We start from the raw sequence: 12,372 nt of genomic DNA, 5'->3' as shown, positions 1-12,372 counted from the left end.
TGCCCGCCTTGTTTCGGTCAATGATGATGGCGCGCAATAGGATGAGCCGTCGTCACCCGCCGCGGTATTCACCCGGGTGAGACCCACGAGGAGCGCAATTGCTAAGCGCCTGGGAATGAGCGCATCAGCGGGCGGGGTTTGCTTGAAAGCCAGCGCTGCGCATCGATCGCAGCCCGGCAACCGCTGGCGGCCGCGGTAACTCCTTGGCGGTACCGACGGTCAGTCAGGTCTCCGGCGGCAAATACTCCGTCGACGCTGGTATGGGTGCCCTCACCGCGGGTCACAACGTAGCCACCGGCGTCGAGGTCAACCAGTCCGGTCAACAGATCAGACCGTGGAGTCTGGCCGATGGCCACGAATACCGCCGCCAGATCGATGTCGTACTCGGAGGTCGTGGACGCCTGGCGCACACGTAGGCCGGTGACGCGGTGTCGACCCTTCACCGCGACTACCTCTGTGGAGTACAGAACGACAATATTGGGCTGGGCGCGCAGGCGGGCAACCACGGTTGCCGATGCGCGAAGTCGGGGTCGGTGGTGGATGATGGTCACCCGGCGGACCAACGGCGCGAGGAACAGAGCCTCTTCGGCGGCGGCATCCCCACCGCCCACGACCGCTACCTCGCGGCCGGCGAACTTGTCACCGTCGCGTTTCGCGCTGGCGCTTACACCGCGTCCATGCAGCTCACGCTCGCCGGGCACGTTGAGGCGACGGTTGACAGCGCCCATCGCGAGAATCAGCGCCCACGCTTGTCGCGACTCGTCGTTGACCTCGACAGACTTGACCGCACCTTTCAGCTCGAACGCTTCCACGTCGCCGGCGTGGAACTCGGCGCCGGCACTTTGCGCTTGTGTACGCATCATGCGGGCCAGCCGAGACCCGCAAACAGGCTGTGAGAAGCCCGGATAACTGTCAATCGTCCCTGCGGCCAGAAGGGCACCGCCAGCCACATTGCCCTCCACCACCAACGTATCGAGCCCGGCCCTCGCGGCGTAGACCGCCGCCGTATAGCCCGCAGGACCTGAGCCGACGATGATGACGTCGCGAAGCCGCTCGATGCCGTGCATCGAGGCATGGTGGGAGATCGGACCGGGCGCGACACGCTGTTGAGGAGCGTTCACGCAGATGCAGCGGTGCTGCGCACCTCGGCACATTGCGCCTGATGAGCGCGGATGGGTTTCGGCTCCTGCCGTTGTGCGCGGATCTGCGCAAGTTGCGCACGAAGCTGCGGCTCGTCAGGGCTGCCAACGTACCCGTCTAACCAACGAGTCAGCATATCTAGAACCGTCGACGGCAAAGTTGTCCGGCTCTGCACCACTGTGTTGAGGATCCGGTTGATTACGAGAAGGTACTCCTTGCAACCCAATTCGACGAATGTCATCGTGCGTTCATAACCCGTCAGACATAGATCCGCGGCATCGGCAAGGCCCCACGCCATGTTCGCGTCCGAGACGGCCGCCCGGCCTGACTTCGTCGTCACAGAAGGCCGGGCGATGAGCTTGCACGGTTCGGGGCGCCTGGGGGAGGTTGCGAGGTCTGTGGGCCAGGAAGCCTCTCGGCGTACGCCGTAGCGACGCAACCACGAATTGATGCCGGCGGACCAGGTGTTCGTCATCAGCGGGTCACCACGGCTTGCAGGATGTCGGATGCGCTCAAAAGCCTTCTGCCGCATGAGGGGCATCGAGCCTCCCTCTTCAACAGGCGCTGCAGGAGCGTGGGCTCCATCTCAGCCGCTATGCAGTGCGCGGTGTAGTCCAGCGCATCCAGATGGTCAGCACATACGAAACCGCACGCGTTTCCATACGCGTCACAGTCGAAGCGACGGCAGTAACCGACCATGTGGAATTCCACATATGCCGTCGCCGCTTGATCGCAGCGGAATCCGTTGTCAAGGAACGCTAACTCGCATAGCGACGCGGGTTTTTGATGATCGATCGCTGCGCAAACGGCCGTAGGGCGGCTCATGACCGTAGCCCTGTGTGGTTCTCGATCTTGGATGTGTGAGTCCATGCTCTTTCCTTCGCGGACTTGACGAAGCAGGACCAGTTGCGCTTCTTCGATCGCCAATGGTCCGGTCGTCGCGATGTGCGGCCGTCAGGCCCTTGTTGTGCCGGTGTGGTTGCGATTGGCCGCGTGCTGTTGCCTAGGAGACTTCCGTCAAGCGGGGTGACTGGTCATCACCCCGAACGGCAGTTCACCCGGGTGATTGCATGTGCTCGCTGCGGTTACAGCAGGCCGAGTTCACGGGCGCGGACGACCGCAGCATTGCGGTTCTCGACACCGAGTTTTCGGTATAGGGCGCGTTGGTGGGTCTTCACGGTGTTCAGTGAGACGTAAAGCCGCTGCCCGATCTCGCGGCGTGACAACCGAGTGGCTAGGAGCCGAAGAACTTCGTGTTCTTTGGCGGTGAGTTCTTCGGTAAACGTGTCAACTTGGTTGCGGGGACGCACTGCGACGGCCTTGCTGTGCTGATCGGCGGTCAGCAACGTATGTGCGACACCATTTTCCGCGCAACCTCGAAGTAGCATGTTCGCCTCATCGCGGCTCACCACCGCCGTGTCGTGCTCGCCGAGGTCCTCGAGGATCTTGGCTCTGACAAGGAGTGCTTTGGCGATTTCGAGGACACCTGCTCCCTTGCGGGCCAAACTGACGGCCAGATCAGCCGCGTTCGCGGCCGCAGCTCCGTCTCCGCGCACCGCAAGGACGGTCGCCGCCGCCAACGGGACCATCGCGTTGACGAAGTGCTCGTTCACAAAGTGTTCGCCGCCCTTGGGGTCGGTACCGAAACCCGTTGCGAGTCGAATCTGACGCTCGGCATCGGCCAGCTGACCAGACTCCGCCGCAATCAACGCAAGATAGCCCAGCGCATAGCTACGGCGGCGCCGGTCGCCAACCGTTTCAGCCACTTGAACGGCCTGTAAGAAGGCGCTTTTGGCCTCTTCGATGCTGCCCGAGAAGTACAGCGCGGACCCGTACACCGCGCAGGCAGCCGACCGCGCCTGCACCGCGTGATCGAAGTCGAGGGTGATGGCCTGGCGAGCCGCGTCGAGCGCGGTGTCGACGTCACCGGTCTTGAAGGCGTGCACCTCGCGCAAGGCGAGCAGTTGAGCGCCGAGGCCGCCACGATTGATGTTGTCGGCCTCCGCCCCGACTTCGACCGCATCGATCCACGAGCGCGCGTCATCGTATTGGTTGATAGTCAACGCGATCCAGGCCCGCGCCGCGCTCAGCCGCGGATCCCGTGCCACAGCTTCGTCAGGAAGGAGATCCAGCCAGCGAGAGATTGTGGACAAGCCGCCGCCGTTGAATTCATTGGTCCAGTCTGCGGCGATCAAATTCGCACTGCGCGTGACGTCGCCCGCAGCGGCCAGGTGACGCACCGCCTCATCGACTAGGCCCTCCGCCTCAAACCAGTTCCCGGCTCGTCGGTGCAGGTCTGCGACGAGGCCGGGTTCCGTGCGACGCAACTCGGCGCGCAACAACTCCCCGAACAGATGGTGATACCGATACCAGCGACGCGACATATCCAGCGGTACCAAGAACAGGTTCTCGCGATCAATCTGCTCCAAAACCGTTGCTGAACCTGAGGTTTGCAGTATCGCGTCGCACAGCGCACCGCTGAGTCGTCCAGCAACCGAGGTGTGAATCAAAAAGTCGCGGATTTGCGGTGGCTGACTGTTGAGCACTTCCGCCATCAGGTAATCCACGATATGACGGTTATCGCCCGCAAACGTCCTGATGAGCTCGGCTCCATCGGGCCGTCCGGCGAGTGAGAGCGCGGCAAGGTAAAGACCCGCAGCCCACCCTTCGGTGCGTCGTTGCAACAGTTGAATATCCGCGGCAGACAAGTTCAACCCGAGGACACCGTTGAGCAGATGTTCGGCCTCATCAGCGCCGAAACGTAAATCCCTGCTCCGCATTTCGGCAAGCTCGCCACTGGCCCTCAACCGCGCCAACGGCAACATCGGATCAGAACGGGTAGCCAACACCAAGTGCAGCTTCGCCGGCATCCTGCTGATGAAAAGCGTCATCTGCTCTTGAACCGCTTGACTAACCACCAGGTGGTAATCATCGAGAATGAGCACCATCGGGCTGTCAACGGTGTCCAAATCGTTCAGCAGCCTGGGCAGGACGACCTGAACCGGGTCAGCGCCCATTCCCAGGAGCTCAACTGCGCGCTCCCCTACCCCTGGACTGACCTTCTGCAACGCTGCGATCACGTACATCCAGAACCACACCGGATCGTTGTCGGAGGAGTCAAGCGACAACCAGCCGAACCGCTCGTCTGCGCCTGCAGCCGAAACCCACTGCGCCAGCAGGGTCGTCTTGCCCCATCCCGCGGGCGCACTCAACAACGTCAACTTTTCGCGCCGTGCCGCAGACAGAGCGGCGAGCAGGGCGGCGCGCTGAACGAGCTCGCTCCCAATCGTCGGGACGTGCAGTTTGGTCGCTAGCAATACTGCCAGCTCGGCGCCCTCTTCGGCGCCGTTGTCGCTATGTCCGTCTGAGCTGACCATGTTTGAGTTCCGCGACTCAGTTGTACCGAGAGCCCGGGCGGGAACACTCGGTGTTGACGCGTCCTGGAAAGGCGCCGACTTCTCGGCATCCCAACCTTTCCCCGCTGGGCCGCCAACACCCGTTCGCGGTGAACGCGAAGACACCATTGAATCAGATGGGTTCCCCGCGACCATTTCGGGCGCGGAACCGCGGTGCCCGTTAAGGTTGCCCGGCCCATGTCCCGCCAACGGGCCAAAAAGTTTCTCGTGAGCCCCGCTCACCCGGTGCCCGACCACTTTGCTTCTCCTCTTTGTTTCGACGTTGCGTTGAGTCCTGCAACTCATCACAGCGCCGCGTCCGGCCCGTGAACGTCTCAATATGAGGTGCGCGGACGTCTCAACGTGAGACGCTGCGAGGCACCGGTGCCCGGCCCGGCGTCGTCGGACAGCAGCCATGGCCAGCGCGGTCATGGCCGTCGGGACACTAACGCGTACCCGCCGACGGCGAACACCACCGGAACCATCATCAACATTCCCAGCACCGTGTGCATCATCGTTCTCAATCCCTTGCGCGACTGCTCTGGGCGCCGGCTCCTGATCGGTGTGACGATCCAGAGTTCGACAACTACGTTGCCGCTCGGGCGGCGCCGCCACCATCGCCCAACGCGTGATCGAGGGATGATCTATAAGCCCGGGTTCGGTGTATGCCTAGCCAGTTTTACCTGCAGGACCACTCAATTCGAGTGGGCGCATGCGTTGTGCCAGTTGAGCGCGCGAGGTGATCCCGAGCTTGGAGAAGGCATTGTGCAAATGCGTTTTCACCGTGTGAGGAGAAAGATGCAGGTGCTGCGCAACGGAGCGGTTGCTCGCGCCCTGAGCGATCAGAGAAACGACCTTTAGCTCGGATTCGGTGAGACTCTCCCAGCCCGTTCTGGGCCGCGGATGCCTGATGACGCGCCGTTCAACGCCTAATCGACGCAGAGCACGGGCAACTCGGCGGGCATCGACGATCGCTTCGGAGTCGACGTAGGCGTCGAAGGCCGCGCTCAGCTGGTCGCGCGCCTCATCGTTGCGTTGTGCTCGACTGAGTTCACAGCCCGCATCCTCGGCAGCGCTTGCGTAAAGAAGTGGTCGCGAGGACGACTGGAGCGTGCTCACCACCGCCGTCAGCGCATCGACGTCGCGCTCGAGGATCCCGCGGGTGTGTTGGGCGATTGTGGCGAACAGCAGAACTCCGGACCTCTCGCGTTCGAACACGTCGACGGCATCCAACAGGCGCGCACGCAGGCCGGCATCACCGGCGGCCGACGCGACCCGCGCGGTCAAAGTGAATTGATCCAAGACGGTCGGCAGGAACGGCGTCAGAAGCAGCGAGATGTCGCTGCCGAGCCAGCGCGCCGCTTCATGAACGTCGTTTCGTTGCCAAGCCGCCAGTCCCAACGCGCCCGCCGCTCCGCGACGTACCGCAGGTGTCCCGGTGGCGTACGCATCGCGCGCCTGACTCAGCGTCGCCAGCAGCAACGGTCGATCGTCGGTGTGCGCCGCCACCTCCGCCAGGATGAGCATGCGCATGGCGTTGACGAATGTCGATCCCGTTCGCTCGGGTGTTGGCAGCCACTCGGTGCTGGTACGTGCAGCCGACAACCGGCCCGCGGCCAGCTGCACCAGCCCCGCGGTCAAAGCCCAGATGTGAAGCGCCATGCCGTCGCGTTCTTTCTGGGCTCTTTCTGCGCGGTCCGCCACCAGCGCCTGAGCATCTTCCAACCGTCCCACGACAACGAGCAGATTTGCGAAGTGGATCGCCGCGAGGTGTTGAGCGGTCATATCGTCGGCGGAGGTCAAGGTTTGAAGCTCCTCAACGCGGTGCAGAGCACGGCCCGCGTTTCCGTCCGCGCAGTCGAGGCAGGCAAGTGCTATTCCGGACAGGATGCGCGACTCGAGGTCGCCGGTGCACGCGGCCGCAGCTGCAGCTTCGTTGGCTGCCGCGCGATCGTGTCCGTGTTGGCCGTACATCGCCAGGTTGTACGCCAGCCATCCTCGATGACGGGCCCGGGTGACGTCGCTGAGGTCGGGCAACTGAAGTGCACGGCGGTTCTCTTCGATGTGTCGCATGGTCGTCTCTGTGGTCACCGTCGGCAGCCGGAGGCGAATCTCGGCTTCTGCTTCGGGCGCCACCGCGGCAGACAGTGTGGTGCTGGCCAACTTTTGTGCCTCGTCGTAACGTGTGGCGCGGTTGAGCAGCACGATCGTTTCGGTCACCAGTGGACCCCGTCCCGGGTCTTGAGCAGGGGTGAGCTCCAAAGCGCGTTTGCTCAGATCCGCAGCAGCGCTCGGGTCCGTTTCGGCTACCGATTGTGCGGCCGATCGGAGGGCGACGATCGCGGCCTGATCACCTACCTCGGCACTGCGAGCGAGCTGCGTCGCCACCTCCTCGGGTGTCGCTCCCATGTCCAGCATGACGGTCACAGACTGCCGCTCCATCGCTCGGCGCAGCGATTGCGGCAGAGATTGCCGCGTAGCTTCGCGCAACAGATCGTGCCGAAATCTCATCTGATCTCCGTCGTCGATCAGTAGGTCGGCGCGGACCGCCTCTGCTACCGCCGATGCAAGTGCCGCAGGAGGACGTTCCAACATCGCGGCGAGCAGGCGGGCCGAGAATTGGTCCGGCAGCACCGCCGCCACCCGCACCACTTGGCTGGCAGTGTTGGAGAGCTGATCAAGTCGTTGCTGCATGGTGTCGGTGAGCCGGTGCGGCAACATGTCTCCGGCGGCGACCGCGCGTCCGGCGGCGATATCGAGCCGGCCTTCTTCGTCCAGTCCTCGCAGCAGCTCCTTCAACAAGAAGGGATTGCCGTGCGCTTTATCGGCGAGAGTCAGCAGCGACGCATCCGCGCTGGCTCGCACGGCGTCTTGCACAATCTCGGCAACCGCGCATGGTGTCATGGGCGTCAGCCGCAGAACCGTGGCACCCTCGCGTTCCAGCGCGGTCAACGTCTCACGAACAGCCGGTCCGCCGGCACCCGTCCGCACGGTCAGCACCCACAGCACCGGGGCCCCGGGCCGCGTCGCGGCCAACGACCGTAGCGCCAGCAGGGTCGCGTTATCCGCCCAATGGATGTCCTCGAGCAGGATTATCAACGGGGTTCGCGACGCCGTCGCATATATGGCAGCTTGCAGATCACGCATCACCCAGAACCGGAGATCGGATGACGTCCCCAGCCGACGCAAAGCCTCCCCGTCTCCGACCGGCGGATCGGCGCGCAGGGTCGCCATGAACAGCGAGAAGAACGGAACCGTTTGCTGGTACTCGAATGCCTCACCGAAAAGTGGTCGGAGACCGGCCTTTTCAGCAAGTGACAAACCTTCTGTCAACAGGCGACTCTTCCCGATGCCCGGTGGCCCCTCGATGACCAGTACACCTCCGCGTCCGTCGGCGACCCCGGCGATCAGCTCAGCCATCACCTTCAACTCGTCCGCCCGACCACGAATCGGCGGTATGCGTACCTTCCCGAACTTCCCGACCGCGCTCACGCAAATCACCACCTGCGACGGATATCGAAGAGGCGGCGCCTGTCCGCGCGGGTCGCCCCGTATCCGGCCGACGGATCAAAGAGTTTCCCGTTCCCCGCGCTCATCCGGTGCCCGATCACCGTCATTCTCCTCTTCGCTCCAACGATCTAATGACTCCTGCTACTCATGACAGCACCGCGCGCGCATGTGAACGTCTCAATGTGAGACGCCGCGGCCGGCCGTCGTGGCCCCGGGTTTCATTTCTGGCAAATATTTCGGTTCACCCGACGCCCCCGCGCGCGTACAGTCAGGGAGCACCAAGTCACCTGTCGCGGGGAGGTGTTGCAGCCGGCGTTTCGTGATAGCGAGCCGGAGTCGAGGTAATGGAAGGATGAGTTCGGGGGCGGACACGACGACAAAAGTCCAGCGGGCCAGGGAAGAGTTCCTGTCCTCGGGGTCTCTTGACGCCGTCAGGCCACGCGGTGAGGGCGTTTTGCCACCCACGGTGTTGGACTCCTGGCGTCGGTCACAGCAACTGCACGTCCATCCCGATCGTGTCGAGCTGCCCTACGTGTGCGAACCCGATCGCGGCTCGCGGTTGGCGCGTGCGGCCGCTCCGGTGCTGCAGAGCGTCACCGACGATTTGGCGGCGCAAGCGGTCAGCGTAGTCCTGACGTCGACCAACGGCGTGGTCGTTGAACGCACCGCCGCGGAAGTATCAATCCTTCACGCATTGGACAAGGTGGGTCTCGCGCCGGGCTTCAGCCTGGCTGAACAGGTGGCCGGCACCAACGGAATTGGCACCACACTGGAGACGGCGTTGCCTGCATTCATCCGTGGAGGCGAGCACTACGTTGCCATGTTCACCGGGTTCACGTGCGCGGGGGCACCGATCCGTGACCCTGTCACGCGCCGGCTGATCGGTGCGGTGAATTTGAGTTGTCTGGCAGACCAATCCGATCCGCTCCTGCTTGCGCTGGCTACCAGCGCCAGTCGCCAGATAGAGGACCGTATGCGGGAAGTGGCGCGCGCGAGAGAGACCGCGCTGTTGGAGGCATACCTGCGGCAGGCACGGCGATCCTCGCGAGGTGTGCTCGCTATCGGTGGCGACGTGGTGCTGATGAACCCCTTCCTACGTCGCATCCTCGACGGCAACGAGCAGGCGGCAGTGCTCGAACACGCCTATGATCTGGTTGCATCCACGCTGTCGGGCACCGTGGTTGTGGTTTTGCCGACTGGGCGCACCGCAAAGGTCACCGCGGCCGATCGGTCGACGTTACGTGACGGGCGCATCAACGTGGTGTTCCACGTCGAAATATCCGGCGAAACCAGCCCGCCCGCTGCACGCATGAGCCGCTCGGCGCCCACCCATATCCCTGGCCTGGCAGGTCGCAACAGTGCGTGGCTGCGCTGCCGCGAGCAGGTGCGGGAATGCTGCCGGGACCGAGCCTGGGTGCTCCTCGAAGGAGAGAAAGGATCTGGTCGCGCACGACTGGCCCAAGCGGCGGGTCAGCACGTGATGCCCGGCCGAACCGTTCGCGTCATACGCGCCGAAATGTTTCCGACCTCAGCGGGTTTCGTGGCCGAGCTGGCAGCCGAGTGCTGCGATGAGGACTTCGCGCTGGTCATTGCCAACGTGGACGACATCGATAAGGACACCATTGAGGCGATCACGACGATGTTGGCGGCACGCGCAGCCCGCGGGTGGATCGCGGCAACCACGCGCAGCACGACACCTTCGGCGCTAATCAATGAGCGACTACTGCCGTTGTTCACCCATACCGTCACAGTCCCCGCTCTGCGACACAGAATCGAAGACCTCGAGGAACTCGTGCCGCAGCTGCTGAGCGAAATCACCCGGGGCGCCGATGTCGAGCTGACCGCTGAAGCGATGCGTCAGCTCAGCAGACTGCCGTGGCCGGGCAATGTGTCGCAGCTTCGACGGGTCCTGACCGAAACTGTTGCCCGCCAACGCTCGGGCATCATCAGCGCCGATAAGTTGCCCCCGGAATGCCGCTCCGTCACGCGGCGCAAACTGACTCAAATCGAAGCCCTGGAGCGGGACGCGATCGTCCGCAGTTTGCAAGATAGCGGAGGCAACAAGCCAATGGCAGCACACGCGCTCGGGATGTCGCGGGCCACCATCTACCGCAAAATCAATGACTACGGCATCGAGTAATACCTGCAACCCGTTGCGCGTGACGGATCATCCGGGCGGTCGGTTCATCGGTTGATTGCCGCTCGCCCCGCGTGCGTGGATCGTCACAGCTCGGGCCCGCATTGGGCTGGCTGTCATCTGCCAGGCTCACCCGGGTGAACCTGCCGCACGGGTGATGACGAGTCACCCGGTGCGACGACAAGGTCGGTCGAGAGAACCACAACAGCTGGCCGCGGAGGACCTCAACGCGGCTGAAGCTGGCCTGTCACATCACCCTCCAGACACCACGACAACGGGAGATCGTATGCGTCGAACCAGAACACGAGCCCCCGATACGGTCGAGAGCCCCACCCGACAGCCCCCCTCAGTTCTGATCGTCGGTAGCGGATTCGCCGGTTTCGAATGTGCACGCCGGCTCAGCAGGCTGTTGAAGCGGCACCGCTCCGACGCGACCGTCACCCTCATCTCACCGGTTGACTACCTGCTGTACACACCCCTCTTACCCGAGGTCGCCGGTGGAGCGATTGACCCTCGTTTCGCGACGGTGCCCTTGATCGACGTGCTGCCGGGCGTTCGGCTGTTTCGGGCCTATGTCGATTCGGTGGACTTGGCGGCGCGTTCACTCCAGTGCCGGGACCAGGAAGGCAACTGTCACGAACTCCGGTGGGACCGGCTCGTCTTGACTCCGGGTTCGATCAGTCGCCTGTTTGACATTCCCGGGTTGGCCGAGCACGCGCGGGGCCTTAAATCGACCGCGCAGGCACTCTACCTCCGCGACCATATCCTCGAACAGTTAGAGCTGGCGCGCATCGATCAGAACCCCGAACGCGCGGCCGCACGCAGAACCATCATGGTCGTCGGATCTTCCTACTCCGGAACAGAACTCATTGCGCAGCTGTGTGCGATGGCCGCAGCCGCCGTACAGCACTTCGGGTTCGAACCCGGTGATGTCCGGTTGATACTCGTCGAACGCTCGGGCAGGTTGATGCCCGAACTCGGCCCAGAGCTGGCAGCACGAGCCGAGGAGGTGCTGAGACGACGAGGCGTGGAGATCATTGTCGGCGTCACCCTTGCCAGCGTTGCGACCGATCATGTCGTTCTCAGCGATGGGACCCACATCGGCACCTACACCGTCGCATGGGTGGCCGGCGTCGTCGCGAACCCGCTCATCGCGGCCATGGGACTGCCCACTGAGAAAGGCCGACTCAAAGTCGGATCAAATCTGCAGGTCCCCGGCTTCGAGGGCGTCTACGCCGGCGGCGACGCCGCGGCCGTGCCCGATATCACCAACCCTGGGACGATTACGCCACCAACAGCACAGCATGCCAATCGGCAAGGCAAGGTTCTCGCTCGAAACGTCGCCGCCAGCCTGGGTTATGGCCGTGCACGCAACTATCGACACCGCGATCTAGGGACTGTTGTCGATCTGGGTCCCGGGTTTGCCGTTGCTAACCCGCTCAACGTACCCCTGTCTGGATTCGCTGCGAAGTTCGTGACCCGGCTCTACCACCTGTATGCCATACCCAGCAACGCCAACAGGTGGGCCGTTGCGTTTGGATACCTGACCAACACTCTGTTTACCCGCCCTTTGGTGTCGATCGGATTCGCACAATCGGCGCTGGCGAAGTTCTCCGCGAGCGAGGAATTCATGTCGACATCCGCAGCGATGCACCCCACTGACGAGCAGATGTTCGCCGATGATCTCCGCTATCAACAGGCATCGGCCGACCCCGCAACTTCCCGCAAAGACTGACCGGATCAAAGAAACAGGAGTCTCACAATGACCACCGTCACCCCGATCGTCACTGGAGTGGCCGCTCACATCGGTAGCTACGCCGATGCACTCGCTGTATCTGCCGGTGGCACATGGCTGTTCGTTTCCGGGACGCCCGGACTTCGCGAAGACGGCACCCTGCCTGAGGACTTCGCCGACGAAGCCCGGCAGTGCTGGGCAAACGTCGAAAACGCGCTTGGCAGGGCCGGCGCCAAACTCACCGACATTGTCTATATGCGCCAATGGCTCACCAGCAGAGACAACGTGTCCGCCTATTTGACTGTGAGCAAGGAGATTGTCCGACACCAACCAGCCGCGATGCTCAGCATAATCGACGGCCTGGTGTGGCCCGACATTCGCGTCGAAGTCGAGGTCACCGCCATTGTGCCGACATGAGCGATCAAAGCGGCACGGCCAGGCGCTCACCGGCTGTG

7 protein-coding genes are annotated in these 12,372 nt (G+C 63.3%); 3 read left to right on the top strand and 4 right to left on the bottom strand.

The window, feature by feature from the left end:
* Positions 1-101: 101 nt before the first annotated feature.
* The 4 genes from ABQE93_RS06650 to ABQE93_RS06635 form a co-directional block, all read right to left on the bottom strand.
* On the bottom strand, positions 102-1,067 hold the full coding sequence (locus tag ABQE93_RS06650) for an NAD(P)/FAD-dependent oxidoreductase (RefSeq protein ID WP_448411887.1): 966 nt from the start codon (positions 1,065-1,067) through the stop codon (positions 102-104).
* Positions 1,068-1,117: 50 nt separating this feature from the next.
* Positions 1,118-1,681 carry a hypothetical protein gene (locus tag ABQE93_RS06645; RefSeq protein WP_448411889.1) on the bottom strand — a complete coding sequence of 188 codons (564 nt, stop codon included), beginning with the start codon at positions 1,679-1,681 and terminating at the stop codon, positions 1,118-1,120.
* 544 nt (positions 1,682-2,225) lie between these two features.
* Positions 2,226-4,517, bottom strand: a complete 2,292-nt coding sequence (locus ABQE93_RS06640; RefSeq protein ID WP_448411891.1) for a winged helix-turn-helix domain-containing protein — start codon at positions 4,515-4,517, stop codon at positions 2,226-2,228.
* 687 nt (positions 4,518-5,204) lie between these two features.
* The gene (locus tag ABQE93_RS06635) at positions 5,205-7,994 is read right to left on the bottom strand and encodes a helix-turn-helix transcriptional regulator (protein WP_448411902.1); all 2,790 of its coding nucleotides are present in this window, start codon (positions 7,992-7,994) and stop codon (positions 5,205-5,207) included.
* A 403-nt stretch (positions 7,995-8,397) separates the two neighbouring features.
* Between ABQE93_RS06635 and ABQE93_RS06630 the strand changes: the two genes are divergently transcribed.
* The 3 genes from ABQE93_RS06630 to ABQE93_RS06620 all read left to right on the top strand — a co-directional run bounded on the left by ABQE93_RS06630 (position 8,398) and on the right by ABQE93_RS06620 (position 12,334).
* Complete coding sequence (locus ABQE93_RS06630; protein WP_448411893.1) at positions 8,398-10,185, top strand: sigma-54-dependent Fis family transcriptional regulator; 1,788 nt, start codon at positions 8,398-8,400, stop codon at positions 10,183-10,185.
* A 283-nt stretch (positions 10,186-10,468) separates the two neighbouring features.
* The gene (locus ABQE93_RS06625; protein WP_448411894.1) at positions 10,469-11,917 is read left to right on the top strand and encodes an NAD(P)/FAD-dependent oxidoreductase; all 1,449 of its coding nucleotides are present in this window, start codon (positions 10,469-10,471) and stop codon (positions 11,915-11,917) included.
* Positions 11,918-11,944: 27 nt separating this feature from the next.
* A complete protein-coding gene (locus tag ABQE93_RS06620) occupies positions 11,945-12,334 on the top strand; it encodes a Rid family hydrolase (protein ID WP_448411896.1) in 390 nt (129 codons plus the stop codon).
* Positions 12,335-12,372 lie beyond the last annotated feature (38 nt).

This window comes from Mycolicibacterium sp. XJ662, assembly GCF_053484035.1.
Note: the sequence above shows the minus strand (reverse complement) of the source record. Positions and strands in the feature narration are given on the sequence as shown.